Raw genomic sequence first — 26,100 nt, 5'->3', positions numbered from 1 at the left:
TGTCGGTCGTGGGACAACACAACGATATGCGTTCAGAGATAGCCAACAACGACGAAAACATCTGCACCACAGTCGGTTTGACGACTACTGCCAGACGTCGCCAGACGTTGCAAGGCGTACGCCATTCGGCATTGTTACCCGATCGTTATTCCGTTCAACCCATCAAACAAAATGCCTCATGATGACGAACTCTGGTAATCTGTGAGGCATGGCAAGAACGAGACCCAAAGGCGACGACATGAAACAGCTACTCCAGCAACGCGCAAAGGTGGCAGAAGCCATCTCCGAGAACCGAGACTGGTCGGAGACGGCTGCGCAGAGGGCGGAACGCGCCCGCCACGAGTTCCATTGCTCGATTGTGCGGGGGTACCTCTGCGGCCTGCGCAAGGTCGACCTCATCGAATTGTCAGGGCTATCGCGGGCGACGATCGACAGGCTCACCACTCACGACTCGATGGTCGAGTTGATCGGTGAAGACCTCGTGAGAGCGGGTATGCGATGAGCCAGCACCGCAATCGCCGGGAAGGGATCACCGACGCCTGGCATACCTCCACCGGGGAGAAGTCCGCGAAGTACGGCAGGGGGCGGCGTTGGCTCGTTCGCTACGTCGTCGAGGGCCGCGAGCTGTCCAAGTCGTTCGACAAAAAGTCAGACGCCACCGCGTTCCTGTCCGAACTCACGACCTCGCGCAACCTGGGCAGGTTCGTCGATGACCGCGCGGGCAAGGTGACCGTGGCGTCGCTGTGGGAGGACTACAAGCGCCAAGCGGGGCACCTCTCGCAAAAGACCCTCGCCTCCCGCGAGACGGCCTACAGCGTCCACGTCGCTCCCCGATGGGGCACCGTCCCCGTGGGGGAGATCAGGGTGACCGCCGTGCGGGCCTGGGTGTCTGAGATGGCTACCGAGACAGAGGACCACCGCCCCGTGGGAGTCCCCACCATTGAGCGTGCCGTGGGTGTCCTGCGGGGCATCTGCGAACTGGCAGTCGAGGACCGACGGCTCTCGGCGAACCCGTGCAGCAACGTGAAGCTGCCCAGGCGGGCACACGCGGAGCGGGCCTACCTCTCCGTTTCCCAGGTGTCGGCGTTGGCCCAGGCGGTCACCTTCCGCCCCGAGGTCGTCGAGTTCCTGGCCTATACCGGGCTGCGGTGGGGCGAGATGGCTGCGCTACGGGTGCAGGATGTCGACATGCTGCGGCGTCGGGTCGAGGTCTCGCGGTCAGTAACCGAGGTCAGGGGCGCGTTGGTGTGGGGCACGCCGAAGACACACGAGCGACGCTCCGTGCCGTTCCCAGCGGTACTGGCACCGGCACTGAGTCAGCTCATGGTGGGCAAGGGCCGTGAAGACCTCGTGTTCACCGCCGAGGATGGTGGGGTCCTGCGAAACACGAATTGGCGTCCACGAGTGTTTGACAAGGCCGTCAAGAGCTGCCAGGAGGCCGCGACCAAGGCCAGGGCGCAGGAGAAGTCCAAGGGTGGCGAGCCGGTCACCCCAGAGTTCCCGCGCCTCGCACCCCACGACCTCCGACACACTGCGGCCTCCCTCGCGATCTCGGCGGGGGCCAACGTGAAGGCGGTTCAGCGGATGCTGGGCCACGCCAAGGCGAGCATGACGCTCGATACCTACGCCGACCTGTTCGACGACGATCTCGACCTCGTAGCGGGTGCGTTGGACCAGAAGATTCGAGGCGAGATGATGTCTCAGAACACTGCGATCAGGTCAAAAGTTTCTGGCCTGAGTGAAACTACTGCGGGACCACTGCGGGACGGTACCGCCGAGGGCTAAGCCCTCACCCCTCGAATAACGCCCTGACCTGGGCTTTCTCTGGTGGAGCTAGGGAGAATCGAACTCCCGACCTACTCGATGCGAACGAGTCGCGCTACCAACTGCGCCATAGCCCCGGGTGACCACTGCGTGATCAGCCGTAGGTCACTCTAGCAGCCGCCGCGCGCAAGCTCACAAACGCCTCGTCGTCGTGCCGACAAGCCGGACGTCGACGCCGCTCCGATACGCTCGGCACGTGGCCACAATGTCCGATAAAGAGCTCGCAACCGCCCTCGACCGCGCGGTCGCCATCATCAACCCGATCCTCGACGCACTCGCGTCGTCGGATCCGCTGGGAATCAAGGCAAGCACGTTCGACGACGACTCCGAGGATCGTTCTCGCCTCGACAAGCTCCGACACGTCGTCGCCCACGGGTTCGACGTGGCCGATTGGCCGGGCACGCATGGCTGGTCGGAGCTGTCGCTCAAAGAGCGCGGCAAGTGGTGGGTCAATCGCATCGGCGCGCTCAACACGATTGCCGTCTCCTACCCCGGCGTCTTCGGCGCATGGGCCAAAGCTCTGCCGCTCACCAGCGCGCTCGGCTACGCCAATCAGGCCATCGTGCTCGTCGCCATCGCACGCGAGTACGGGGTCACCGATCGCAATGATCAAGTGCGACTGCTTGCTTCGGTACTCAGCGATCGAGAATTGAGTTCCGACGCCGCGTCGAACACCGATCCTTTCGACGACACGTCGTCAGGAAAGAAGCGTCGCGGATGGTCGGTGATCGGTGGGCTCTGGGAGGTGGCTCAGATCCTGCGCAAGGTCAACGACGAACTCGATCGTCGCCCCGGCCCGCCCAAGCTTCTCGGAATGCTCGGCTACATACCGGTTGTCGGTGCTCCGGTGACGTATGTCGGTGAGCGCGTTGCGCTTTGCCACGCTGTCACGGACGCAAGCAAGTGGATCAAAAACCACCCGGAGGCGATCACCGTCAGCCAGCAGCAGCCCGACGGAAGTCCTCGTCCTCACGCATGACACGACGCCGCTGGAACGGCGGGATGTGATCGAAAATCGGGTCCTCGTCGTCGATTTCGACGACGACGGCTCCGCCGGGCCTGCGCATCTGAGGCGCGGGCTCGACCACCGGGACGAACTGCGGCGCAGCCATCTCGCGACGTCGACGCTCTTCGTCCTGCCGACGCTGCCGCGCCACACGGGCTGCCCGCTGCGCGCGTAGCCGCTGCTCGTTGCGGACCGCGCTACGCAGGTATGCCAGGTAGGCAAAGAGCATCACGACGGTGATCCCGGTAGCGATCCAACCGATGAGCCCCAGGAACGCTCCGAGCGCGATCGAAATGACCACAAACGTCAGCAGCGCGATGGCCACACGTTGACGCTCGCGGTAGCGAATCTTCCTGTCCCGCTCGTCAAATGACGTACCCGAACGTCGTGCATCGCGGGTGCGTCCGCGGTCGACGACGGTCGTGGGCTCGGCTTGTGCTGCGGCGGAACGCTTGTCGCGCGGCACAGGGTTCTCGTAGCCGTCGACCTCGTCGAGGTAGTCGTCCTCAGCGTCTACGTCGTACTCATCCTCGACGTCGTACTCGTCGTCCTCGTACTCGTCTTCAACGTCGTAGTCGTCGTCCGCGCTGTCATCTTCTACGTCGTAATCGTCCTCGTACTCGTCGTCCTCGAATTCATCGTCGAGGTCGTCGTCGTACTCGAGATCGTCGTCGTACTCGGCTTCATCCTCAACGTCCTCGACGTCCGAATCATCCTCGAGCTCAGCATCTTCGGTCTCAGCGCTCTCAGCCTCAGCATCCTCGACCTCGGCGTCGACGACATCCGAAGCGTCCGCAAAGTCGTCGACCTCGTCAGCCTCAGTCTCGTCAGCATCGACGAGTTCGCCTGTGAGCGTGACGTTGTCGTCGGCCGAATCGACATCGTCGGCGTCAAGGTCATCAGCGTCGAGATCCGCCTCGACGTCCGGATCAGCCTTGGGCGCCTGCACCTTCGCCCCAGTTGCACGCTTGGTGCTGGTCGCCTTCTGCGACGTCGGAGCGTCGTCGGTGTCCGCGCCGGACTCGGTCGACACCTCTTCGTCGGACTCGGTCTTGTCGAGAAGCGATGTCGCGGCGCTACTCGCCGAACGTGACGAGCGCCGCGACGTCCACGACGGGTCCTGCGGGTGGGCACCTGCGGAGCGTCGAGCGGTGGACGTGCGGGTCTTGGTGCCGCCGCGGTGAAGGAGGCGCGTCATGCGCGCAGCTTCCGTCGACTTGCGCATCTGCGGTCGACCCTTGATGACCATGGGAACGAGGACGAAGAGCCACACCACGACGAGGCAGACCCACAGCACGGAGTTCGGCATTCGACCTCTCCCTTCAATCACTCTGGTTACACCGGACCACCCAATAATCTAGGTGCGACCATTGCGCGAACTGCGCAGACGCGCCGAGCCCCCGCCAGATTGGAGTGATTCATATGGCTTTCTCAGCGACTCCGCGCGGTGCCCGGGTTCGCAACCGGCCACTAGCTCGCGACGAAGCGCGCGTCCACCGAGACGTCGATATCGATGTCCTCGGGCCGCAACTCCAACGTCGGTGCGTCAGCGGGCGCGCCCGCGAATGTCACCCGAGCCATCCGTTCGGGTCCACTCGACAGCATGTCCGGGTCGGCGAGCTGAACAGCCCGCACCTCGCCCCGACCCACCGCGTCGGCGTAGGCCTGCGCCTTCGCCACCGCATCGTCGACCGCTCGGCGTCGAAGTTCCCGCTCATGCTCGGCTCGCCCCTCGCGCGTGACATCCCAGCGCACGCCGCCGACGTCAACCCCCTCGACCGTCGCCCACGCGTCGATGAACGTGTTGAGTTCGTCGAAGTCGACGAACTCGGTGGTCACGCGAATCTTCGTGACGTACAGCAGTTCTCGTGGCTTGCCCTTGGCATCGACCGGTCGATACGACCACACGTGCACCGACTCGCTGTGCCACGTCGACACCGCATTCCGTTCCTCGAGTGAGGTCAGCGACCCGACGACCCGCCCCTGCACCCCGACCGCGTCGGTGTACACCGCCTCGCGATTCGAGCCCGAGAAGTCGATGCTGAGCGAGAGCAGCGCGCGCTCGGGCGGGTAACTGTCGCGTGCGTGTCCGCGCACCACGATCTCGAGCAACTCCGATGCGCTATGCGATGACTCAGCCATACGGCAACCCTACGCAGAAGGACAGGTCGCCCAGACAAACAACCAGAACTAGCCCTGCAAGAAGTTCGCCCGGCCCGATCGCACCAGTCGCTCGACGGCCCCTTCGGGAACCTCCTCGGCAGTCAGGGCGAACAGGTTGTGGTCGCGCCAACGCTTGTTGACGTCCATATAGCGTTCGAGAAGACCTTCATGCCGGAATCCGAGTTTGGTCAGCACCGCCTGCGACGCGCCGTTCGACGGCTGAACCGTGGCCTCGAGGCGATGTAGCCCCACCGGACCGAAGCAATGGTCGACGCCCAAAGCGACTGCGGCAGTGGCGATTCCCTGACCGAAGTGCGCCTGGTCGATCCAGTACCCGATCCATGCGGTCCGCACGGCCCCACGTTGAATGTTCCCGACGGTGAGCTGGCCGACGTATGCGCCGTCGAGTTCGATGACGAACGGCAGGATGGTTCCGCGCTTGGCCTCGGACTTGAGAATCGCGTACAGCGGCGGCCACGACGCCGGCTGATGCCGGTCGGCCCAACTGCCGACGCCGGTCGGCTCCCACGGCAGCAGCGAGTTCTGGTTGCGGATGCGAAGGTCGCTCCAACTCTTGGCATCACGAACCCGCACCGGACGCACGGTCACCGCTCCACCACGAGAAAGCAATGGTCCCAACGTCGCCGGCCACCCGGGACTGGCCGGAACACCGCTCAACCATCTGAACACGCCAGTGAGTCTATTCGGTGAACGTCGTGGTGTGACCGGCTCGCGCACACGCACCAATCAAACAGAATCGACGCATCCCGAACGCACTCATCCGCGCTGAGCGAGGAAGGCGACCTCGACCTCGTCGCCCGTACCCAACTCCTCGACGTCGGGCTCGACGATGATCAGGCAGTTCGCGTCGGCGAGCTCTGCCAGCAGATGCGACGATCCGGTCGGCGACGCCCCGAGCACCTGCACCAGGTACTCCCCCGACTTCTCGTCGCGCATCAACTGGCCACGCAGATATCCCTTGCGGCCCGCGACGGACACGATCGGCCCGATCGTCCGCGCGGTGATCACCCGTCGCATCGGCTGCCGCTTGCCCAGCGCGATCCGGATCAACGGTCGCACCATGACCTCGAAGGTGACGAGCGCGCTCACCGGATTGGCCGGCAACAGGAACGTCGGCACCTCGTCGCGGCCGAGTCGGCCGAAGCCCTGCACCGAGCCCGGATGCATCGCGACCCGCGCGATCTCGAGGTCGCCGAGGTCGGCCAGTGCGTCGGCGATCGCCCGCGACGCCGTTCCGCCCACCGCTCCGCAGATCACGACGATCTCGGATCGAATGAGTTGCGCCTCAACCACTTCGCGCAGACGCGACGACTCGCGCTCGGCGAGTCCGACTCTGTTCACGTCCGCACCTGCATCACGTGCGGCGGCGGCGAGGGAGTAGCTGTTCACGTCGTAGATCTGGCCGGGGCCAGGAGTGCGGTCGATGTCGACGAGTTCGCTGCCCACGGAGATCACCGAGAGCCGCGGTTTGGGGTGCACCAGCACGCGCGACTGACCGACCGCGGCGAGCAACCCGACCTGTGCCGGACCGATGATCGATCCGGCACGAACCGCGACGTCGCCGGGCTGTACGTCGTCGCCGACTCGTCGTACGTAATCACCACTGTCGACGCCGTGCCCGACCTTGACCTTCTGATCGCCGCCGTCGGTCCAGCGGAGGGGCACCACGGCGTCGGCGAGCGTCGGCATCGGGGCGCCCGTCTCGACACGTACCGCCTGTCGCGGCTGAAGCCTGGTCGGGGTACGCGCACCCGGCGCAACCTCGCCGACCACGGGAAGCGACACGATCATCGGCTCACCGGGCTCGAGATCGACCAATTCGGCACCGCCGGCGTCGAATTCCTCGAACTCGTCGGGATCGCTCGGTGCCGACGCTCCGGCGAGCGCAACGTCGACGGCCCGCACGGCGTAGCCGTCGATCGCAGCCTGGTCGAAACCGGGCATTGGTCGCTCGGTGACGACCTCCTCGGCGCACATCAAACCCTGCGCCTCGGAAATTGCCACCCGTACCGGCCGCGGAGCCACCGCCGCAGCGGTCACCAGCGTCAGATGATCTTCGACGGACCGCATCTCACCTCATCGCCTCGCCGGACACACGTCAGGCAATGACGTTAGCGGCCGTGCCCGCGTCTGCGACGCAGGCGCGCTGAGGCAACGTCGAGTCGGACCGCGAAGTCGAGTCGAACGCGCAGCCGTTCAGTCCACCGAGAGGCGGCCCACGAGCCATTCGCGCAGGTCGGGTCCGTAGTCGTCGCGATCGAGAGCGAAATCGACGGCCGCTTTCAGGTAGCCACCGGGGTTGCCCAGGTCGTGTCGGGTGCCCTTGTGCACGACGACGTGCACCGGTTCGCCCTCTTCGATCAGCAGCGCGATGGCATCGGTGAGCTGCAGCTCGCCGCCTGCACCCGGCTTGATGCGGCGCAGAGCGTCGAAGATCTTGCGGTCGAGGATGTAGCGTCCGGCGGCCGCGAGATTCGACGGGGCGTCTTCCGGCTCCGGCTTCTCGACCATGCCTTTGAGCTTCATCACATTGGGGTTGTTGGCGTCGGGCAGCGTCTCGACATCGAACACGCCGTAAGCGCTGATCCGGTCTTCCGGCACCTCGATCGCGCACAGCACCGAACCACCGCGACGCTGACGCGTGCGGGCCATCACCTCGAGAACGCCGCCCGGCAGGACGAGATCGTCGGGAAGGAGTACCGCGATGGCGTCTTCATCGTCGTCGAGATACGGCTCGACGCACCCGACCGCATGCCCGAGACCGAGGGGCTTCTCCTGGATGACCGATGCGACCTCCAGCAAAGACGGCGCCTTGCGCACCTTGGCGAGCATCGCCGCCTTGCCCCGTGTGGCCAGCGTGTTCTCGAGGACAAGGTCTTCGACGAAGTGCGCGACGACTCCGTCTTTGCCCGGCGACGTGATGATCAGGAGACGCTCAGCGCCCGCCGACTTCGCCTCTTCTGCCACGAGCTCGATGCCGGGTGTGTCGACGACGGGCAGCAGCTCTTTGGGGACGGTCTTGGTCGCGGGCAGGAATCTCGTTCCCAAGCCTGCCGCGGGCACGACCGCGGTTCGCGGGATAGGCGGGGTGTTCGGTACAGACGAGTACTCGCTGAATTCGTCGGTGCTCGCCTTGCTCACGCTGGACGTCATACCGACACCTTAATGTCGGAGTCTGACGGCGTCCTTGCGAAGGGTTGCGGATCACCCGACTGACGGACGCGCGCGTGCGTAATACGTCACTTTCGAGCGCTACAGTGCGAGTGCGGATCGGGACGAGTGTATGTCGAGGCGAGTGCAGGTACGCAGAAAGGCGGAGGTCGCGGTGCCTACCCTCAAGAATCAGTTGCGCGAGGAGATAGCGGCAAAGCGACGCGACATGTCGCCGTTCGCGCGCGAACAAGCCGCAGGCGACCTCGCCGACTGGATCTACGCCGCGCCGTTCCGACTCGAATACGACGTCACCGTCGCCGCCTACGTCCCTGTCGGGACCGAGCCGGGATCACCGGCGATGCTCGATGCCCTCATCGATCGTGGGGTGAGCGTCTTGGTCCCGATCGTCCCCGACGGCGACCCCGCCCCCCTGGACTGGGTCCGCTACGACGGCGCGACCACCCTGCAACCAGGACGCTGGGGACTGCTCGAGCCGTCGGGCGAACGACTCGGCGTCGACGCCGTACACGCGGCGTCGGTGGTGCTTGTGCCCGCTCTCTCGGTCGATAAGACGGGTGTTCGTCTGGGCCGCGGCGCGGGCTACTACGACCGAACACTCATCGGAAGCTCTGCTGAGCTCGTCGCCGTCGTCTACGACGACGAGGTCGTCGACGCACTGCCGTCGGGCAACTACGACGTCCCGGTCGGGTGGGCTCTCACGCCCGCCGGTGGATTTCGGAAACTCAGCTAGGGTCCGAGCCCGGAATCAGCGGCGCCCAGCAATCACGAGGACGCAGCAATCACGAAGACGCAGCGGCGCTGCTCTTCGACTCACTCTTCGACGACGTGCTCGAACTGCTGCTACTCGACGAGGCGCTGTCCGACGACGAACTGCTCGACGAACTCTCCGACGACGAACCGCCGTCGGACTTGCTGCTCGACGACGCCGTTTCGGAGCTCGACGAGCCCGAGCGGGAGTCGGTCCGATAGAAGCCGCTGCCCTTGAACACGATGCCGACCGAGTTGAAGAGCTTGCGCAGACGCCCTGAGCACTGCGGGCATTCGGTCAACGAGTCATCGGAGAACGACTGAACAATGTCGAACTTGTTGTCGCACTCCGTGCACGCATACGAGTAAGTGGGCACCGGTACCTCCGAAGACTTGAGTGATTCGCCACTGATTCTAACCAACTCTGGCACTCCTACATTCCGAGTGCCAAACCGGACGCCTCCCCGTTCCGCGACGGGTCCGCTCAACCGCCGATGACGTCGAGATCGGAGTCGACGACGCCGTCGCGATTCATGTCCGGATCGCGTGCTTTGCGCGCATTCCAGCGCAGCAGGACAGCGGCCGCGCACGCCGCGATCACCGATCCGACGAGTATTGCCCCCTTCGCCGGTGCGGCGTGCTGACCCTCTTCGAAGGAGAGCTCGGCGATGAGCAGCGCGACCGTGAAGCCGATCCCGGTGAGCATCCCCACCGGGATGAGGTCGCGCATACCGATCGCATCGGGAAGCCGTAGCGGCGTGAACCGGGTCATGAGCGCGGTGGCTCCGAGTACACCGACCACCTTGCCGACGCACAACCCCAGCACAATCCCTATCGAGACCGGCTGGAGCAGCGGTTCGTCGGCTCCCACCAGCGAGACGCCGGCTGCGGCGAGGGCGAACAGCGGCAGGGCCACCGCCGACGACCAGGGACGAACCGCCTCGTCGAGCTGTTCGGTACGCGGAAGCTCTTCACCGCGGATCGTCAATGCCGGAACGACGAGGCCCAGCAAGACACCCGCGACCGTCGAGTGCACACCGGAAGCGTGCATGCAGCCCCATGCGATCAGCGCCAGCGGCAACAACAACCACCGGTACGCGCGTGACAGACGCACGACGACCCCGAACACCACGATGGCCAACAGTGCGCAGCCGAGCATCACGAAGTCGATGGAGTCCGTGTAGAACACTGCGATCACGGTGATGCCGAGTAGGTCGTCGACAACCGCGAGGGTGAGCAGAAACGTCCGCAACGCCAGCGGCAGACCACGTCCGAAGATCGCCAGGACGGCGAGCGCGAACGCGATGTCGGTGGCGGTTGGAATTGCCCAGCCGCGCAACGCTTCTGGGTCGAGCGTTGCGACGACTGCCACGTAACACAGTGCGGGAACGACCATTCCGGCCACCGCAGCGGCGATCGGCACACCTGCCAGACGCATATCGCGCAGGCTTCCGGCAACGAACTCCTGCTTCAGTTCGACGCCGACAACGAAGAAGAAGATTGCGAGCAGACCGTCGGCCGCCCACTCACTCAGCGACAGGTGCAGGTGCAACGACTCCGGACCGATCTCGTAGGCCAGAATCTCGTGATAGGCCTCTCGCCACGGCGAATTCGCCAGGATGACCGCCACGGCCGCGCTGACGAGCAGCAGCATGCCACTGGTGGTGTCGAGGGAGAGATAGCGGCGCAAGCGCTCACGGGCGGGTGGGCGCCCGTCGAACGAGCTCTCTGCGGGCATAAATGATCCTGTCGGGCGATCCCGGCGCCGAGGCCGAGATGGGTCGAATACAAACCCGGATCGAGGTCCGGGTTGCCGACCAGACTTCCCGGCACACCGTCGACCATTCTCCCCGACGACCGGCTGTGGCACCACTCGTGCTGGTCAGGCGGCGCGTCGCCACCGGACGCAGGTCGCGCGTGCGCCGCGTCGAGTTATCCACCGACCACCACGAATGGACGGGTTGTCCACAACCTGCCGCGGCGTCGGTTTCGGCGACCTCCGGGCGGCTAACTTGCGCGCATGCGAACAGCCCGTGGAGACAGTCTCAGCCCGCGCCTCGTCGACCGTCTGGGAGCTGCCGTGCGTCCGGGTTGGGCTAGGTCGTTGTTGATTCGACGATGCGCCGCAGCGCTACTCGTCGTGGCCGCACTGGGTTTCGCGACCCTCGGTGGGGCGGAACACGACGACGAAGCGGTCATGGTCGCCGCGCACGACCTGCTGCCGGGCACCGAACTGGCCGCAACCGATCTCGTCGTGCGCAGGGTTGGCGCCGGGATGGTCCCGGCGGGAGCACTACGTATGTCGCGCGACGGCACCGGCAAGACGGTGACGAGCATGGTCCGAACCGGCGAGATTCTCACCGACGCACGACTTCTCTCACCCCGGCTGCCGCAACAGTTGACCGGGTCGGCCGACGCCCGCCTCGTCCCCGTGCGTCTCTCCGACGACGCCGTGTCGGCGTTGTTGCGAGCGGGCGATGTGGTCGACGTCGTCGGGCCTGAGGCGGATGTACTTGCCACACGTGCCGTAGTCGCGCTGGGCACCGAACGTCCGGTGTCGAGTGGTTTGTCGGCGCGGAATCAGGCGTCGGCGCCGGTTGTGCTCGCGATGGACCAGAAATCAGCGCTCCGCGTAGCCGCGGCCGGACTCGACATCGCCCTCGCCGTAATAGTGCATTGAACTGTGGTTTCGCGATTCCTTGCACAGCATCGAAGATTCATTGCACAGGACACAACATCGTTTGGTTCCGCAACACGCATGCCTATCTCTACTAACATCACGGAGAACGGGCTGTGCACCACTGAGCAGATTCCGTCAACACCTCACCACAGGCACGTACCACCGACTGAATGAGAGGACCGGAAAGTGCTCAAGGGTTTCAGGGATTTCATCATGAAGGGCAACGTGGTCGATCTGGCCACAGCGGTCATCATCGCCACGGCCTTCACCGCGATCGTCACGGCATTCACCGACGGCATCATCAAGCCGATCATCAACACCATCCCGTGGAGCCCGAACGAAGCCGACGGCCTCGGATTCGAGCTGGTCAGCGGCAAGTCGTCGACGTTCGTCAATATCGGCGGAGTGTTGACGGCGGTCATCAACTTCCTGATCATCGCCGCTGTCGTCTACTTCTTGATCATCGTTCCGTACAACAAGCTCGCAGAGCTCGGCGGCTTCGGCAAGAAGGCCGAGGTCACCGAGGTTGCACTGCTCACCGAGATCCGCGACCTCATGGATCCCGATGGCGTATCGAAGGCCAAGGCCGAGGCCGAGAAGGATCTGCCCGACCACCTGAGCGACTCAGGCGGAGGCGGCGATTCCTCATCCGGTTCGGGAGCTTCCGATTCGCCCGACACGTATTCGCCGTCCTCCGACGCATATCCCTCCGGTCGACTTGACGCTGCACCGCCCACACAGCGCCTCACGACGCCGCCACCGGCATCCCAGGCCCCATACGAGGCGCCGTCGACCTACGGCAACCCCCCGTCCTACCAGGCGCCCTCCGGGCAGCCGCAGCAGAACCCGCCGACCTACCCGGCAGGCGGCCCAGGTGCACCGCAAACCGGCTACCCGACGCCGAACCCGGCTCCGGGCAACTATCCCCCGCCCGGCAACTACCCGCCGAGCAGTTACCCGCCGCCGGGATCGCAGTTCCCCGGCGACAATCCCGGCGACTCGGGACGCCACTCCCGCTGATCAGAAGCCGCATCGAATCGGCCACGCCCATCTCGGGCGTGGCCGTTTCGCTATGTCCAGCGGTTTGACAGCGACTTGACCATCGCATCCCAAGGTTCGGTTCCTAGGTTGAAATCCGTTGGCGCTGATCTTGATTCAGAAGGCGTCGACGAACGTCACGTCAACCGACGGCAACGTCACATCAACCCAACGGAGGAGCAACGATGCCTCAGCCTCACGGCAACCAGCGACCGGGCCAGAACAACCACGGCCGGCCGCAGCCCCAGCCGCGCCCACGTCCGCGTCCGTGGTTCCCGTTCCCCTTCTTCGGGAGCTGAACCCAGTAGCCGAGTCGATCGGTAGCTGACCGCTCGTGGCGTCCCAGACGTCACCGCGCAGACGGATTCCGCTACGTCGATGGTCAATCCCCGAGGCCATCGACACAGCGGCACTGGCTGCGCTGAGCGAAAAAGACCGCGGGGCGGGAACCAAATAGGTTCCCGCCCCGCGGTTGTGTTCTGTTGTGCGACAGGCGCGATCAGCCGAGGCTGAAGGGCTTACCCGTGTAGGTGACGATCCCCTTGACGGAGTCCGTCTTGACGGTCACCTGGACGATCGTCCGGGCTGACGCGTATCCCGCGCAGCCGTTCAGTACGAAGTGCTCCTGGCTGTAGGTGACTCCACCGGTGGAACCGGTGAAGGTCAGATTGCTGGCGGTGTAGTTGTCATCATCCTTGTTCGTCACGTCCGACGACTGGATGCTGTTTCCGAGGCTGTCACCGCTGATGAGCCAGTACTTGGTCACGCCGCCGGGCCCGAGGGTCACCGACCCGTTGCCACCAGCGGAGCGACTCCAGTCGGCGTCGGTCCCACCGATGGCATTCGGGTTGGCAGCCCCCGGCTTGAACCCGCCGCCGGCTCCGAGACCGCCGGACACGCCGAAGTCAACCTGGCATCCCAGCTCATAGCCGACCTTGATGGTGCCGCCCTTGGCCTTGCCGCCCACGTTGACGCTGACCGTTCCCGATCCCCAGGCTTCGCGGCTCAGCGCACTCTGGTTGACCGGACGCTGGACGCTGATGCTCTCGTTCGAAAGCGTGATGCTGACCGGAGTTCCGTCGACAAGCGTCTTGGTGACCTTGCCGCCGGGCAGTGGCCCAGCGTCAGCGTGTCCTGCACTGACACTGCTCAGACCCATCGCGGCGGCACCCGCGACGGCGGCGACAGCCGCCAGGCGGCGAGTGTTGCTCTTCTTCATGATTCCCCTTCGTGGAATGTCAATCTGCCTACGAGCAGATAAATCTCAGAGTGAGTTGTTGAATTACCTGCTGCGGCTTAACTGACGTTGAAAGGCTGGCCGTACAGAGTGGACTTCACCAAAGGTCCGTCGACGTTCAGCGTGCCGCCCTTGGCATCGAATCCCTTGGCCGCGTAGACGGAGACGTACGAGCGTGCCGACGCGTAGCCGCCGCACTTGTCGAGAATCACCTGGAGATCGGAAACCTGGAGCGATGCCACGCCCTTGTCCGAGATGCTCATGTCGGAGAGCGCGTAGTTCGCGATCTGGCCCGGCTTGATCGGCAGAGTGACGCTGCCGCTGCCGGTCAGTCCGCCACCAACGATGTCAAAAGTGCCACCAAGGTCGAGGCTGATGCCGGAGATGTCGACCTGGCAACCGATGATGTAGCCGACGTTTACCTGGCCGCCGACACCGGCAGCGGTCTTCACGGTGTAGGTGCCGGAAATCGCCAGCCCCCGCGACAGCGGGTTGTTGGCCACTGTTCCGACTCGAGTGAAGTACTCACCGTTGCGCCAGGTCTCAACAGTCGTACCGTCGCTCGCGACGGCCTTCTTGTACCCGGGCGCGAGCTTCTGCGCCTCGGCGTGTCCCGCCCCCATGCTGGTTGCGCCAATCACCGCGGCAGCGGCGACGGCGACCGCAGCAGCTCCGCGGCGCCCAAGCTTGCTGAACTTGCTCATTCGTTCCCTCTCACAGGATTCGGCTGTTATCCGAGGGAGACGAACTCGTTCCCTCGGGTTGACCTTGGCGGCTCGCGGGAATCATCGTCCACTCCGGTTAACACGGTGTTTCATCGTGCTCTCCGAGGCGTTAAAGTCCCTGCCCCCTCGTTCCACTGCTGCTGGCCGACGTTGATCGGACTGCAGGACCACGGCCCCGGCCTCCCGCAGGGGCCGAGTGTTGTCGCAGCGAACGTTATCCGAGCGATATCAAGACGGGCAACAGCAACGCTCAGCGCGATCTCAAGATTCTCTTACACGATTACACAGGGAGAATTCACGTCAGCGCCAGGAAAAGTGTTAACAAATGGAAAACACCCTGCGCCCGCTATGCCGGAAGCGACATTTCACTCGTAATGCGGCGGCCGCTGGGCCCGGTACCACTCCTGAGAATCGCCTATGTGACCTTCGTCACTCTCGTCCGACGTGGTCTCGGGGAGGTCGTCGCCGAAAACGTCATCGATCCTGCGACGATGCCTCGATTTCCGTCGTGAACCGTCCGGCGTCTCACGATTCGAGCCTTCTTGCGACATATCGACTATTCCGTCTCAGCGAGAGAATGGCATGCTTTCGAATTCTCCGTGAACACAATGTGAACCGAAGTTATGCACACGTGCGCATTTCCTGATATTTGCGCACTATTCGATTAGCCCGACTCAGAACTCGCTGATCGACTCGATTACGTGCTTCGCGAGGGGCGCAACGGTAGCCATTCCGTCGCGAACGGCCGCACGCGACTCGGCGATGTTGACCACGAGCGTCTGCCCCGAGATGCCCGCGAGCCCCCGCGACAGTCCACCGTCTGTCGCCCCCGCGGCGAGACCGGAGCTTCGGACCGCTTCTTCGATACCGCGAAGTCGGCGGTCGAGCAGCGGCTCGGTGGCCTCGGGAGCCACGTCGCGAGCACCGACACCGACGCCACCGACCGAAACAACAAGGTCGACGCCCCCGATGACCGCGGTGTTGAGCGCGTTGCGGATCTCGATCTCGTCGCCGGACACCGCAAGCGTCGCGTCGACGTGGAAGCCCGCCTCGTTGAGCAGCTCGCCGACCAGCGGGCCGAGCGAATCGGCAACCTCACCGTGCGCAATCTGGTCGTCGACGACCACAACCAGTGCTCTACCGATCTCGTCGCCCAAGGTCCCGGCCGCCTCACTGCTATGGCGGGCAACGAACTCGCGCGCGGCAGCGTCCGCGGCGACCACGTCGGCGGGATCGACCTCGGAGGCCTCCAGCGCGATCGGATCGATCACGCTCGACGCGTCGTCGGTAAGGGTTGAGCCTTGCGGACTGCGGCTGGATTCGATCATGCTCGCCTCTTTCTCGTTCTCGCCTGTTCTCGCCCCTTGATCATGGTCTCAGATCAGGGGCTTCGATGATCAGTCGGCGACAGATCGCTCGGGGGCAGATGCTCGAGCGGTCGGCCGCCGGCGCCGTCAATTGGTGGTGAGCGTTCCCAGCGTCACCGACGCTGTTCGGGTCTGTCCGTTCGCCACATAGGTGACCGTCACCTTCTCGCCGGGTGCGTGGGAGCGCACCGCGGCGACCAACGCGTCACCCGACGCGATGGTCCTGTCATCGAGCTTGGTGACGACCGCATCCTTGGGGATACCCGCCTGCGCAGCTGGGCCACCGGCCGTGACATCGGAGACCACAGCACCCGGCGTGCTCGCGGGACTGTTCGGGCGCACCGACACCCCGAGGCTGGCGTGCGTCGCCCTACCGTTGTTGTTTCGTAGTTCGTTGGCGACGCGGATGGCCTGGTCGATCGGGATCGCGAAGCCGAGCCCGATGCTGCCGCTCTGCTGCTGTTCGGACGCCCCGAGCGACGCAATCGCGGTGTTGATACCGATCAGGGCGCCCCTGGCGTTGACCAGAGCGCCACCCGAGTTGCCCGGATTGATCGCGGCGTCGGTCTGAATGGCGTCGATCACCGACGTCGTGCCGCCGTCGCGCGAGGTTGATACGGGACGGTTCAACGCGCTGATGATGCCCGTGGTGACGGTTCCCTGAAGCCCGAGGGGTGCGCCGATCGCGATGACCGACTGCCCGACTGCCAGGTTCTTCGACGTTCCGACATTGATGGGTAGCAGGTCGTTCTTCTCCACCTTGATCACCGCGATGTCGGAGATCGAGTCGGCGCCGATCAGTTTCGCCGCTGCGCGCGTGCCGTCTTGGAAGTTCACCTGGATCGCCGACGGCTTACCGCTGCCGGATGAACCGGCGACCACGTGGTTGTTGGTCATGATGTATCCGTCTTCGGAGAGGATGACGCCCGAGCCCTCGCCCGCCTCCGACCCGCTGACAACGTCGATCGACACCACGGACGGCAGCGTCTTGGCGGCAACCTCCTGCACAGACCCCGCGGGCGCGGCAGCAACGCTTTCGCTGTTGGTGTTCGGATCGCCGCCAAGCGGCGCCGAACTGCTCGACGTCGAATCATCGTCGGAGACCTTTGCTCCGACGACGCCGCCGATTCCTCCTGCGACCAAACCGATCACGAGCGCTCCACCGATGAGTGCTGCGAGGAGGCCGCCGCGCGACTTCTTGGGTGGCGTCGACTGGCCTGCGTCCGGCGTGTCGAATCCCGACGGAGATCCGGGCTGGAAACCACTGAACGTCTGGTCCTGCGGAGTCGTCGACCCCGGCGCGCTCCACTGGTTGGGCTGCTGACCGGCGGGCGGTCCGTAGTACTGCTGCGTCGGAGGTGCGCCGAAACCTTGCTGCCCACCGAAACCGTGCTGGCCGCCGGGACTCTGCTGACCATCGCCGTGACCCGAGCCGTACGCAGGAAATCCACCGGTCTGCGGGTCGTTTCCGTACGGATTCCCCCCGTGCGGGCCTCCACCTGTCATCGTCGCGCTTCTTTCCTCGCCTTGTTCGGACCGCGCCTTGCCGGACGGCGGACCAATCGACCGATATTCGACGCCGGACAGCGTTCTCGTCCAGCGCTCACTTGTGGCTCAACACTATGGGACCCGCTGCTCGGGTAGGTAAGCGATAGGCCTACGTGTCGTCTCCCGAAACTATTGACGAATCACCTTCGGCGAAGGTTCCACGGGCGTCGGTCGTCCGGGCAGCGTCATCGTGATCATCGCGCCACCGAGACTCGATTGATCAGCGCGAACGGTCCCACCCATCCGGTCGACGACCTGCCGCACGATCGCGAGGCCGAGCCCGGAACCCGGCATCGACCGCGACTGCGTCGACCGATAGAAACGTTCGAACACCAGCTCGCGGTCCTCCGGTGGGATACCAGGGCCTGCGTCGGAGACGGCGAATTCGGCCGTACCGGTGTCGAGTTGTCGCAGCGTCACAAGCACCGAACGCCCACGCGGACTCCACTTGGCTGCGTTGTCGAGCACGTTGACCACCGCGCGCGAGAGCCCGTGCTGCTCTCCGAACACGAACCACGGCTCGAGATGCACCTCGAATTCGACGTCGACGCGGCGTCGACGCACTCGCTCGAGCGCTGTTTCGACGAGTTCGTCGAGGTCGACCTCCTCGAAAACCACCTCCGGGGTGTCCTCGCGCGCGAGGTCGACGAGGTCGCCCACCAGAGTGGACAGTTCCTCGATCTGCGCCACGATGTCGGAGCGGAGTTCGATCATGTCGGCCGCAGGCACCGCGGGCGCGCCGGGTTCGCTTGCGGCCATGAGCAATTCGAGATTCGTGCGCAATGACGTGAGCGGAGTACGTAATTCGTGGCCTGCGTCGGCAACGAGACGCGCCTGCTGGTCACGCGACTGTGCCAGCGCGTGCAGCATGGTGTTGAAACTCTCGGTGAGACGGGCCAGTTCGTCGTTTCCCGCAACAGGAATCGGGGTGAGATCCTGCGTGCGGGCGACCCGTTCGGTGGCGCGAGTGAGGCGGGCGACCGGTCGAAGACCCGCGCGCGCGACGGTCGTGCCGGCAACCGCCGCGAGCGCCACACCACCGCAACCGACGACGAAGAGCACCCACGCCAGTCGTTTGAGGACACGATCGGTGTGCAACAGACTCTGCGCGAGGATGAGGGTGTTGCCGTCATCGAGCTTGCGCGCGAGCACCCGCTGATTGTTGACCGTCCGCAGACTCTGCAGGTTGTTTCCCGGATTCGACGGCGAGCGCGCGACTTTGCGTTCCACGTCCTCGAACGGCACCGAACCGACGAGGTAGGTCTGGCCGCTCGGTTTCACCAGCGCGAGAGAAATGTTGGTGGAGAACACCGTTCCCGCCACCAGCGACTCGGGCCTGTCGTTGAGTGTCCCCATCTTCGCGAGCGCGGTCATGCCGTCGGCGCGGGACTCGAGTTGGTTGTCGACCTCGTTGTACATCGCGCGATACACCACGAAATACGCGGCAGCGGCCATCAAACTCACCGAGACCAGAACGACCGTCGCCGACAACAGCGTGACGCGTAGACGCAGCGAGACCAACCGGGTCAAGGGCATCGGGTCGCGCATCTCGCCTGACTTGCCCTTCGGACGCACCCGCAACCACAGCCGTGCGAGGCGGAGTCGAAGCACAGACGGCACTACGGCGGCGTCTCACGTAGCACGTAGCCGACGCCGCGCACGGTGTGGATCAGTCTCGACTCGCCGTCGGCTTCGGTCTTACGACGCAGGTAGCCGACGTAGACCTCGAGCGCGTTGCCCGAGGTCGGGAAGTCGTATCCCCACACTTCCTCGAGGATGCGGCTGCGCGAGAGCACTCGGCGCGGATTGGCCATCAGCATCTCCAGGAGCGCGAACTCCGTACGGGTGAGACTGATCTGGCGTTCGCCGCGTGACACATCGCGGGTCACCGGGTCGAGCGAGAGGTCGGCGAAGGTGAGCGCCTCCGAGTCGGCGTCTTCCTCGGGTGCCGCGCGGCGCAGGAGTGCGCGCAGCCGCGCGAGCAATTCCTCGAGGGCGAATGGCTTGGGCAGGTAGTCGTCGGCGCCCGCATCGAGGCCGGACACCCGCTCGGAGACGGTGTCGCGGGCGGTGAGCACCAGGATCGGCAGGTCGTCGCCGGTCGACCGGAGTCGACGACACACTTCGAGACCGTCGAGCCGGGGCATCATCACATCGAGAATCGCCACATCGGGCCGTTCGGCCACGATCTTCTCCAGCGCTTCGATGCCATCACCCGCCGTGTCGACGGTGTATCCGTTGAACGTCAGCGAGCGGCGCAGCGACTCGCGGACCGCCCGGTCGTCGTCGACAACAAGAATGCGCATGTAGATAGTCTTATCCACTTCGACTGAGAACCCGCTGAGCAACTCGCGGATTACCCCTAACTTCGTGACGCTCGGCGGGCCGTAGACGTACGACGTCGGGCACGCGGATGGGTTGTTACCTGTGCGCAACAGCTCGCTCACGGAGTCGCACCCGAGGCGTCGGACACTTGCGCGATGACAACAGACATCGCTCTCTCGGAAGGTCCGGTCGAGTCGTCGAAAACACCGTGGTACCGATCGATGTTCACCTGGTTGCTGGTGGCGATCGTCGCGGGCATCGTCGTCGGCGCGGTCTGGCCGGACTTCGGCTCTGCTCTCAAACCGCTGGCAGACGGTTTCATCAAGCTGATCAAGATGCTGATCGCGCCGATCATCTTCTGCACGGTCGTGCTCGGCATCGCCCACGTCGGCGATATGAAGGCCGTCGGGCGGATCGGGATCAAGGCACTCATCTACTTCGAGGTCGTCACCACGTTCGCCCTGATCTTCGGGCTCGTGATCGGCAACATCGTCAAACCCGGCGCCGGCTTCAACGTGAATCCCGAAACCCTCGCGACCGGAGCCGAAGCCGTCGCGAAGAAGACCAGCGACGGCGAACTCCCCCACACCGTCGAGTTCTTGATGAACATCATCCCGACGTCGGCGATCTCGGCCTTCGCCGAGAACGAGCTACTGCAGGTGCTGTTCTTCGCGGTCCTCTTCGGACTCGCACTCGCCAAGGTCGGCGCGAAGGCACCCATCGTGCTCGGGTTTGTCGATCAGTCCAGCCACGTCTTCTTCACCATGATCGGCTGGATCATGAAGCTGGCTCCGCTCGGAGCGTTCGGCGCGATGGCGTACATCATCGGCCAGTACGGCATCTCGTCGCTGGGCAGCTACGGCAAACTCATCGCATGCTGCTACCTCGCGGCGGTGCTGTTCATCCTGGTTCTCGGGGTGATCGTCCGGGTCTTCGCAGGCGTCAACCTGTGGAAGTTCATCGTCTACATCAAGGACGAGCTGTTCGTCGCACTCGGCACCGCGTCGACGGAAGTGGTGCTGCCGCGCATCATGACCAAGCTGACGTACGCGGGATGTTCGCGGCCTGTCACGGGTCTCGTTGTCCCGACCGGCTATTCGTTCAACCTCGACGGCGCGACCCTGTATCTCTCGATCTGTGTGCTGTTCCTCTCACAGGCGATGGGCGTGCATCTCAGCCTCGGCGAGCAGTTGACCGCTGTGCTGGTGCTGATGCTGACGTCGAAAGGCATGGCAGGCGTACCGGGTTCGTCGTTTCTGGCATTGTCGGCCACGATCTCGGCCATCGGTCACGGATCGATTCCCGTTGCGGCCGTTGCCCTTCTGCTCGGCGCCGACCGCATCATGGACTCGATGCGGGTGTCGGTGAACCTGATCGGCAACTGCGTCGCCACCTTCGTCGTGGCCGCGTGGGAAGGCGAACTCGACAAGGAGAGAATGACACTCGTGCTCGACGGCCAGCCGGTTCCCCCGCTCGAGGAATCCAACCCGCTCACCGGCGAGAAGCAACTGCTCCCCGAGGAAGAAGGCCTCGGCCTGCACACCGTCGAGTCCGAAGCCAAGCAGGACTAGGCGGGGCAGGTCGAATGCCCTGGGCTGCTAGCGCTTACGCCAGCCGGCGGCGCCGACCATGTCGCCCACGCGGGTGAACTTCACCCGCGGACGGCCCTGTTCGGAGCCGCGTCGACGTTCGATCCGGTCGATCGCGCGCATACCGCGATAGCCGATGACGTGTCGAGTTCGCTTGCGCAGCAACGAGGTGAACTCGCCGGGCTGACGTGTGGTGCGAATCAGTTTGCCGTCGACCGCGTCGCGGATGAAGTCCTCGACGGTCAACTGGGCGCACTTCTTGTTCGCCCCGATGCCGCCACTGGGACCGCGCTTGGCCCAGCCGAGCACGTACGAACCGGGAATGATCTCGCCCGAGTCGTCGAGCATCCGTCCGTCGACGTTGGGGAACAGTCCGCGAGCGTCGTCGAAGGGAAGTCCCGCGATGGGAACCGAGCGGTATCCGATGCTGCGCACCGCGAGGTCGGCGTCGATCCGGTGTGTCTGCCCGCCGGTCGTGACGGTCACGCCTTCGACGCGCTCGTCGCCGAGGATCTCGTCGGGAGTGCTGTGGAACAGGAACACGATTCGTCGGTGGTCGGGGTCCGCGGGGCCGGTGAGGTCGGGAACTCCGGCTCCGTCGGCGTCGTCGACGACGAGTACCTCGACACCCGGAATCGTCGACAGCGCACGGTATTCGGCCGACGTGTAGGCGGCGTGCGCCTGATCTCGACGACCGAGTAGGACCACCTCGTGAACGTTCTGCTCCTCCAAGATGCCCAGCGCGCGGTCGGCAATGTCGGTGGTGGCCAACAGTTCCGGTGGCGACACCAGGATTCGCGCGACGTCGAGGGCCACGTTTCCGGTTCCGACGATGACGGCGCGCCCGCTCGCCGGATCGGCGTCGGTCGAGCGTCGGATCGGCGGAGCCGCGTCGGCACCCGGAACCGCGTTGTACCACGCGACGAGTTCGGTCGCCGACGTCGAGCCGGGTAGATCCTCACCCGAAATACCAAGGCGCCGTGACTCGCTCGCGCCGACCGCGTAGAACACCGCGTCGAAGTGCTCGGCGAGTTCGGCGGGCGTGATCTGACCGTCCGACTCGCCGACCTCGACGTTGGTCGCCATCGTGACGCGCGGATCGCGGTAGAGCAGATCGAATCCGCGCAAGACGCCCTTGGTGCCGGGATGGTCGGGCGCGACGCCCGCACGAACCAGTCCGCCGGGTGTCGGCAGCTTGTCGATCACGGTGACCGAAGCCTCGGTGCGGTCGAGCAGCGTACGCAGCGCGTAGCCGCCCGACGGTCCGGTGCCGACCAGCGCAACCCTAAGTCCCGCAGGCAATTTCGGAATCTCGGGGTAGACAACGTCAGACCAGCCCGACTTCACTTCCGGGTTGTTCTTGTAGTAGTCGGCGTTGATCTCGATGAAGACCTTGTCCCTGGTGCCGAGGTTCTCGGCCGGGAAGATCGCGTCGACGGGGCACGCGTCTGCACACGCACCACAGTCGATGCATGCCTGCGGATCAATGTGCAGGATGTCGGAGGTGCCGAAACCGCGCTCCTCCGGCGTCGGATGGATGCAGTTGACCGGACACACGGATACACATGCTGCGTCGCTGCAGCAGGACTGAGTGATGACGAACATCAGAGCATGTGCACTTTCCGGTAGTAGTACGCGGCGGGCTTGGTCAGCAGGCCGACCTCGTCGAGGAACTCCATGAGGTGTGCACAGCTACCCCGGATCATAGAGTGGAAGTGCGAGTTGGTATTCATCTCTGCGACAGCACGATCGGCGTCGAGCCCGGCGTCGACGAAGGCCTGACGCTGCACGAGGCTCGACACGATGAAGTAGCCGCCGAGCGCGACATAGAGCGCGCTGAACTGACGGCGGAACCAGCCGACACCCTTCATCGAATCGCGGACCTCTTCACGCGCGAACTTCATGTGGCGCGACTCTTCGAGGACGTGAATCTCGTTGACGGTGCGGATGAACGGAAGCACCCGCTCGTCGCGCATGCAGCCGCGCTGGAAGACGTCGAGCACCTCTTCGGCGACCAGGATGCCTGCGAACGCGACCTCGTTCTTGGCGGTCCGCTTGAACAGCTTGCCCGCGCGGCCAACCCACTTGGTCGGCTTGTACGACGTGCCGACCATCTTCTCCGACGCCTTGGCGAACATGATCGAGTGACGGCACTCGTCGGCGATCTCGGTGAGCGCGAACTGGAACTCATTGCTGTGATAGGCACCGAGGTACTGGTCGCGTATGACCATCTCCTGCAGGATCATCTCGAACCAGATGCCGATGTTCATGATCGACGCGAACTCGTGACGGGTCACCGAGATCCGCTGTTCCTCGGTCATCTCGTCCCAGTAGTCCGTGCCGTAGAGCGACGACCACTCCGGGCTGCACCCGTACTTGGTCGGGTCCATCGGAAGGCTCCAGTCGATCTCCGTCATGGCGTTGCGCGAGAGCCGCGCCGCCGACGCAAGGAGACGCTCGGACACGGCGTCGGCACCCTCGTCACGAATACTCACGACATTGCCGACGACATCGTCGGTGGGTTCGGTGCGGTCCATTGCAGCAGTCATGATGCTCGACTTCCCATCTCCGCCTGCGGCGGAACTTGGCGACCTGGATTCACTGGCACAGCAGTAAGGTGATGACGATCTGTTTCGTATCAACAACCAGTGTCATATCAACAACCGATGTCATATCAACGCTTGTTGTCAAGATAGCACCCCGGTGTGACGTAGTAAACAACTCGGACATCTATACTGGCGAGTAAGTTACGGAAGCGGAACGTCGTCGCAGTTCAGAAGGGCAGGAACCTCATGTCATCGATATTCATCACCGGTGGGGCCGCGGGTATCGGCCTGGCCACGGCGGAGCGTTTCGCACGTGAGGGCTGGACCGTCGGCGTGTACGACGTCGACAACGACGCGCTCGACAAGGTGAAGGCGAACCACCCCGATTTCATCACCGGCAAGATCGACGTCCGCGACCCCAAGGAATGGGACGACGCCCTCGCCGACTTCACCGCACACACCGGCGGAACCCTCGACGTCCTCGACAACAACGCCGGTGTACTCACCGAGGGCAAACTCGCCGACATCTCCCCCGACGCCGTGCGCCGCCAGATCGACATCGACGCCCTTGGCGTCACACTGGGCGCTCAGGCCGCGCACAAATACCTCAAGAAGACGCCGGGGTCGCACCTGGTGAACATCGCGTCGGCGTCGGCGATCTACGGGCAGCCGGGCATCGCCACCTACAGCGCGAGCAAGTTCTACGTCGCGGGTCTCACCGAGGCGCTCGAACTCGAGTGGGAACCCGACGGCATCCGCGTCGTGAGCATCTGGCCGCTGTGGGCCAAGACCGCGCTCGCGGCCAACGACGCCAAGTCGACCAAGACGCTCGGCGTGCGGATCACGCCCGAGGAGGTCGCCGACAAGATCTGGGAGTCGGTCCATCCCACCAAGAACGATCTGCGGCTACACCGCACTAGCTACTCCGTCGGCACCCAGACGCTCGTGCTGGGCAACGCGGCGAAGTTCATCCCCAACTCGCTGAACCGACTGGTGAACAAGGTCATCGCTCAGTAGTCACCGCGAGACGGGCGGTGAGAAAGCGAATCGCCGCCCGTCATCCGCGACGACGCCAGTTGTAGCCGACGCCGCGTGGCGCCATCGGCAGTCGCCAACCGAGGACGAGCGCAACCAGACGTAGCAGCGCGCCGACGACGAGTCCTGCGACGACCCAGACCTGCGACGGCAGATCGGAGTACGTCCTGCCGATCGCGACCACGGCCGCAGCGACGATTGCGGGCACGGCGTAGAGATCGGCTGGTTGCAGCAGCAACGGAATCTCGTTGGCGAGCACGTCACGCAAGACGCCGCCGCCGATCGCCGCGAGCATCCCGATGAGGGTTGCGGCGAAGGCGTGCGCGTGATGATCGATCGCGATACTCGCACCCGTGGCCGCGAACAATCCCATGCCTATCGCGTCGAGGACGACAATCGTTCGACGCAGCAGCGCAAACGACGGATGAAAGATCACCGTCACCAGCGCGGCGATCAGGGCTGTCGTGACGGGGACCCAGTTGTCGAGCGCAGATGGCGGGGTGATGCCGAGCAGAAGATCGCGCAGAATCCCGCCACCGACACCGGTCAGCACGGCGACCGTCGCGATGCCCCAGATGTCGAAGTCCTTACGGATTCCGACCAACGCTCCCGACGCAGCGAACACCCCGATACCCACGATGTTCAAGATCGCGAGCAGCATCGGCACCTCGCTTTCACGGCGTAGTTCTCTAGCGGCGTACTTCACAGAACAGCACAACTGCCGCAACGTCTGGGACGTTGCGGCAGTTGTGCTGGATTTAAGTCGCTGAGGTTATGTCGCGATCAGCGGCGGTCGAGATCGATGATGCCAGCGCGCGCAGCCTTGACCAGACGACGCGGGATGCGCTGAGCGACACCGTTCACCTTGACCTCCTGCAGCGCGGGGTTGTCCGCTTTCCACTGCGAACGACGGCTGCGGGTGTTGGCCCGCGACATCCGGCGCTTCGGTACAGCCATGGTTGTGCCCTTCTCTACTGTGTCCTTACGGACTGTGTGTCACTGTGGTCCTCGCGGACAGGTCACTGTGGTCCTTGCAGACCTGCAACCGTGGCCCTCGCGGACCGTGCCCTCAGGT

General features: G+C 64.6%; 25 protein-coding genes and 1 tRNA gene. 8 read left to right on the top strand and 18 right to left on the bottom strand.

The features are described from left to right. Positions 1–208: 208 nt before the first annotated feature. Together RND64_RS05645 and RND64_RS05640 are read left to right on the top strand one after the other, a co-directional pair. Complete coding sequence (locus RND64_RS05645; RefSeq protein WP_152930007.1) at positions 209–502, top strand: hypothetical protein; 294 nt, start codon at positions 209–211, stop codon at positions 500–502. Continuing rightward, entirely contained in the window at positions 499–1,785 is a 1,287-nt protein-coding gene (locus RND64_RS05640; RefSeq protein ID WP_083444306.1) for a tyrosine-type recombinase/integrase, read from the top strand. The genes RND64_RS05645 and RND64_RS05640 overlap by 4 nt, the downstream gene beginning before the upstream one ends. A gap of 40 nt (positions 1,786–1,825) precedes the next feature. Here RND64_RS05640 and RND64_RS05635 read toward each other — a convergent pair. Continuing rightward, positions 1,826–1,901: transfer RNA gene (locus RND64_RS05635), tRNA-Ala, on the bottom strand. A gap of 119 nt (positions 1,902–2,020) precedes the next feature. Here RND64_RS05635 and RND64_RS05630 point away from each other — a divergent pair. After that, on the top strand, positions 2,021–2,803 hold the full coding sequence (locus tag RND64_RS05630; protein ID WP_414651983.1) for a hypothetical protein: 783 nt from the start codon (positions 2,021–2,023) through the stop codon (positions 2,801–2,803). On the opposite strand, the gene sepX is transcribed toward RND64_RS05630, so the two are convergent. The 5 genes from sepX to RND64_RS05605 form a co-directional block, all read right to left on the bottom strand. After that, positions 2,760–4,139 (bottom strand): divisome protein SepX/GlpR, encoded by a 1,380-nt coding sequence (gene sepX / locus RND64_RS05625; protein ID WP_290724794.1) that lies wholly within the window; start codon positions 4,137–4,139, stop codon positions 2,760–2,762. The genes RND64_RS05630 and sepX overlap by 44 nt on opposite strands. A gap of 161 nt (positions 4,140–4,300) precedes the next feature. After that, positions 4,301–4,972, bottom strand: a complete 672-nt coding sequence (locus RND64_RS05620; RefSeq protein WP_331436482.1) for an SIMPL domain-containing protein — start codon at positions 4,970–4,972, stop codon at positions 4,301–4,303. Between the two features lie 48 nt (positions 4,973–5,020). Continuing rightward, on the bottom strand, positions 5,021–5,683 hold the full coding sequence (locus RND64_RS05615) for a GNAT family N-acetyltransferase (RefSeq protein ID WP_049697927.1): 663 nt from the start codon (positions 5,681–5,683) through the stop codon (positions 5,021–5,023). Positions 5,684–5,770: 87 nt separating this feature from the next. Next, the gene (glp, locus tag RND64_RS05610) at positions 5,771–7,084 is read right to left on the bottom strand and encodes a molybdotransferase-like divisome protein Glp (protein ID WP_049697926.1); all 1,314 of its coding nucleotides are present in this window, start codon (positions 7,082–7,084) and stop codon (positions 5,771–5,773) included. A gap of 126 nt (positions 7,085–7,210) precedes the next feature. Beyond that, on the bottom strand, positions 7,211–8,167 hold the full coding sequence (locus tag RND64_RS05605; RefSeq protein WP_331436481.1) for a UTP--glucose-1-phosphate uridylyltransferase: 957 nt from the start codon (positions 8,165–8,167) through the stop codon (positions 7,211–7,213). 172 nt (positions 8,168–8,339) lie between these two features. On the opposite strand from RND64_RS05605, the gene RND64_RS05600 reads away from it, so the two are divergent. Then, entirely contained in the window at positions 8,340–8,918 is a 579-nt protein-coding gene (locus tag RND64_RS05600) for a 5-formyltetrahydrofolate cyclo-ligase (protein ID WP_331436480.1), read from the top strand. A 49-nt stretch (positions 8,919–8,967) separates the two neighbouring features. Here RND64_RS05600 and RND64_RS05595 read toward each other — a convergent pair whose 3' ends face one another. Both RND64_RS05595 and nhaA read right to left on the bottom strand, forming a co-directional pair. After that, positions 8,968–9,312, bottom strand: a complete 345-nt coding sequence (locus tag RND64_RS05595; protein WP_331436479.1) for an FmdB family zinc ribbon protein — start codon at positions 9,310–9,312, stop codon at positions 8,968–8,970. 107 nt (positions 9,313–9,419) lie between these two features. Beyond that, complete coding sequence (nhaA, locus tag RND64_RS05590; RefSeq protein WP_331436478.1) at positions 9,420–10,673, bottom strand: Na+/H+ antiporter NhaA; 1,254 nt, start codon at positions 10,671–10,673, stop codon at positions 9,420–9,422. Positions 10,674–10,955: 282 nt separating this feature from the next. Between nhaA and RND64_RS05585 the strand changes: the two genes are divergently transcribed. Both RND64_RS05585 and mscL read left to right on the top strand, forming a co-directional pair. Then, complete coding sequence (locus RND64_RS05585) at positions 10,956–11,615, top strand: SAF domain-containing protein (RefSeq protein WP_331436477.1); 660 nt, start codon at positions 10,956–10,958, stop codon at positions 11,613–11,615. A gap of 186 nt (positions 11,616–11,801) precedes the next feature. After that, the gene (gene mscL / locus RND64_RS05580) at positions 11,802–12,635 is read left to right on the top strand and encodes a large conductance mechanosensitive channel protein MscL (RefSeq protein ID WP_049697923.1); all 834 of its coding nucleotides are present in this window, start codon (positions 11,802–11,804) and stop codon (positions 12,633–12,635) included. 517 nt (positions 12,636–13,152) lie between these two features. Here the strand turns inward: mscL and RND64_RS05575 are convergent. From RND64_RS05575 to RND64_RS05550, 6 genes are all read right to left on the bottom strand, one after another. Then, positions 13,153–13,872: an MspA family porin gene (locus tag RND64_RS05575; RefSeq protein WP_049697922.1), complete on the bottom strand. Its 720-nt coding sequence runs from the start codon at positions 13,870–13,872 to the stop codon at positions 13,153–13,155. Positions 13,873–13,949: 77 nt separating this feature from the next. Then, positions 13,950–14,594: an MspA family porin gene (locus RND64_RS05570; protein ID WP_049697921.1), complete on the bottom strand. Its 645-nt coding sequence runs from the start codon at positions 14,592–14,594 to the stop codon at positions 13,950–13,952. A gap of 695 nt (positions 14,595–15,289) precedes the next feature. Beyond that, positions 15,290–15,943, bottom strand: coding sequence for a MogA/MoaB family molybdenum cofactor biosynthesis protein (locus tag RND64_RS05565; RefSeq protein ID WP_049697920.1), 654 nt, complete (start codon positions 15,941–15,943; stop codon positions 15,290–15,292). A gap of 126 nt (positions 15,944–16,069) precedes the next feature. Then, on the bottom strand, positions 16,070–17,488 hold the full coding sequence (locus tag RND64_RS05560) for a S1C family serine protease (RefSeq protein ID WP_331436476.1): 1,419 nt from the start codon (positions 17,486–17,488) through the stop codon (positions 16,070–16,072). A gap of 171 nt (positions 17,489–17,659) precedes the next feature. Continuing rightward, positions 17,660–19,150, bottom strand: a complete 1,491-nt coding sequence (locus tag RND64_RS05555) for a sensor histidine kinase (RefSeq protein WP_270483191.1) — start codon at positions 19,148–19,150, stop codon at positions 17,660–17,662. Then, positions 19,150–19,836 (bottom strand): response regulator transcription factor, encoded by a 687-nt coding sequence (locus RND64_RS05550; protein ID WP_005207267.1) that lies wholly within the window; start codon positions 19,834–19,836, stop codon positions 19,150–19,152. Before RND64_RS05550 ends, RND64_RS05555 begins: the two co-directional genes overlap by 1 nt. 174 nt (positions 19,837–20,010) lie before the next feature. Here RND64_RS05550 and dctA point away from each other — a divergent pair, with 174 nt between their 5' ends. Continuing rightward, positions 20,011–21,426: a C4-dicarboxylate transporter DctA gene (gene dctA, locus RND64_RS05545; RefSeq protein WP_331436475.1), complete on the top strand. Its 1,416-nt coding sequence runs from the start codon at positions 20,011–20,013 to the stop codon at positions 21,424–21,426. 27 nt (positions 21,427–21,453) lie between these two features. Here the strand turns inward: dctA and RND64_RS05540 are convergent, their stop codons facing one another. Further along, on the bottom strand, positions 21,454–23,049 hold the full coding sequence (locus RND64_RS05540) for a 4Fe-4S binding protein (RefSeq protein WP_331436474.1): 1,596 nt from the start codon (positions 23,047–23,049) through the stop codon (positions 21,454–21,456). After that, on the bottom strand, positions 23,049–23,993 hold the full coding sequence (locus tag RND64_RS05535; protein WP_287001785.1) for an AurF N-oxygenase family protein: 945 nt from the start codon (positions 23,991–23,993) through the stop codon (positions 23,049–23,051). Before RND64_RS05535 ends, RND64_RS05540 begins: the two co-directional genes overlap by 1 nt. Positions 23,994–24,236: 243 nt before the next feature. On the opposite strand from RND64_RS05535, the gene RND64_RS05530 reads away from it, so the two are divergent. Then, complete coding sequence (locus RND64_RS05530) at positions 24,237–25,007, top strand: SDR family oxidoreductase (protein WP_290724745.1); 771 nt, start codon at positions 24,237–24,239, stop codon at positions 25,005–25,007. Positions 25,008–25,047: 40 nt separating this feature from the next. Here the strand turns inward: RND64_RS05530 and RND64_RS05525 are convergent, their stop codons facing one another. Next, the gene (locus RND64_RS05525) at positions 25,048–25,686 is read right to left on the bottom strand and encodes a trimeric intracellular cation channel family protein (RefSeq protein WP_290724743.1); all 639 of its coding nucleotides are present in this window, start codon (positions 25,684–25,686) and stop codon (positions 25,048–25,050) included. 122 nt (positions 25,687–25,808) lie between these two features. Further along, positions 25,809–25,982 (bottom strand): 50S ribosomal protein L32, encoded by a 174-nt coding sequence (rpmF, locus tag RND64_RS05520; protein WP_005174583.1) that lies wholly within the window; start codon positions 25,980–25,982, stop codon positions 25,809–25,811. Positions 25,983–26,100: the final 118 nt, after the last annotated feature.

It is taken from the genome of Gordonia sp. w5E2 (genome assembly GCF_036540975.1).
In the GTDB taxonomy this organism is placed as follows: Bacteria; Actinomycetota; Actinomycetes; order Mycobacteriales; family Mycobacteriaceae; genus Gordonia; species Gordonia jacobaea.
Note: the sequence above shows the minus strand (reverse complement) of the source record. Positions and strands in the feature narration are given on the sequence as shown.

Bases quoted from the DNA above. Each gene is read 5' to 3' on its own strand.
- RND64_RS05640 (WP_083444306.1), top strand. From the start codon at position 499: ATGAGCCAGCACCGCAATCGCCGGGAAGGGATCACCGACGCCTGGCAT.
- glp (WP_049697926.1), bottom strand. From the start codon at position 7,084: ATGCGGTCCGTCGAAGATCATCTGACGCTGGTGACCGCTGCGGCGGTG.
- RND64_RS05565 (WP_049697920.1), bottom strand. From the start codon at position 15,943: ATGATCGAATCCAGCCGCAGTCCGCAAGGCTCAACCCTTACCGACGAC.
- RND64_RS05585 (WP_331436477.1), top strand. From the start codon at position 10,956: ATGCGAACAGCCCGTGGAGACAGTCTCAGCCCGCGCCTCGTCGACCGT.
- RND64_RS05645 (WP_152930007.1), top strand. From the start codon at position 209: ATGGCAAGAACGAGACCCAAAGGCGACGACATGAAACAGCTACTCCAG.
- RND64_RS05605 (WP_331436481.1), bottom strand. From the start codon at position 8,167: ATGACGTCCAGCGTGAGCAAGGCGAGCACCGACGAATTCAGCGAGTAC.
- RND64_RS05525 (WP_290724743.1), bottom strand. From the start codon at position 25,686: ATGCTGCTCGCGATCTTGAACATCGTGGGTATCGGGGTGTTCGCTGCG.
- RND64_RS05540 (WP_331436474.1), bottom strand. From the start codon at position 23,049: ATGTTCGTCATCACTCAGTCCTGCTGCAGCGACGCAGCATGTGTATCC.
- nhaA (WP_331436478.1), bottom strand. From the start codon at position 10,673: ATGCCCGCAGAGAGCTCGTTCGACGGGCGCCCACCCGCCCGTGAGCGC.
- dctA (WP_331436475.1), top strand. From the start codon at position 20,011: ATGACAACAGACATCGCTCTCTCGGAAGGTCCGGTCGAGTCGTCGAAA.
- RND64_RS05535 (WP_287001785.1), bottom strand. From the start codon at position 23,993: ATGACTGCTGCAATGGACCGCACCGAACCCACCGACGATGTCGTCGGC.
- sepX (WP_290724794.1), bottom strand. From the start codon at position 4,139: ATGCCGAACTCCGTGCTGTGGGTCTGCCTCGTCGTGGTGTGGCTCTTC.
- RND64_RS05570 (WP_049697921.1), bottom strand. From the start codon at position 14,594: ATGAGCAAGTTCAGCAAGCTTGGGCGCCGCGGAGCTGCTGCGGTCGCC.
- rpmF (WP_005174583.1), bottom strand. From the start codon at position 25,982: ATGGCTGTACCGAAGCGCCGGATGTCGCGGGCCAACACCCGCAGCCGT.
- RND64_RS05575 (WP_049697922.1), bottom strand. From the start codon at position 13,872: ATGAAGAAGAGCAACACTCGCCGCCTGGCGGCTGTCGCCGCCGTCGCG.
- RND64_RS05550 (WP_005207267.1), bottom strand. From the start codon at position 19,836: ATGCGCATTCTTGTTGTCGACGACGACCGGGCGGTCCGCGAGTCGCTG.
- RND64_RS05620 (WP_331436482.1), bottom strand. From the start codon at position 4,972: ATGGCTGAGTCATCGCATAGCGCATCGGAGTTGCTCGAGATCGTGGTG.
- RND64_RS05530 (WP_290724745.1), top strand. From the start codon at position 24,237: ATGTCATCGATATTCATCACCGGTGGGGCCGCGGGTATCGGCCTGGCC.
- RND64_RS05560 (WP_331436476.1), bottom strand. From the start codon at position 17,488: ATGACAGGTGGAGGCCCGCACGGGGGGAATCCGTACGGAAACGACCCG.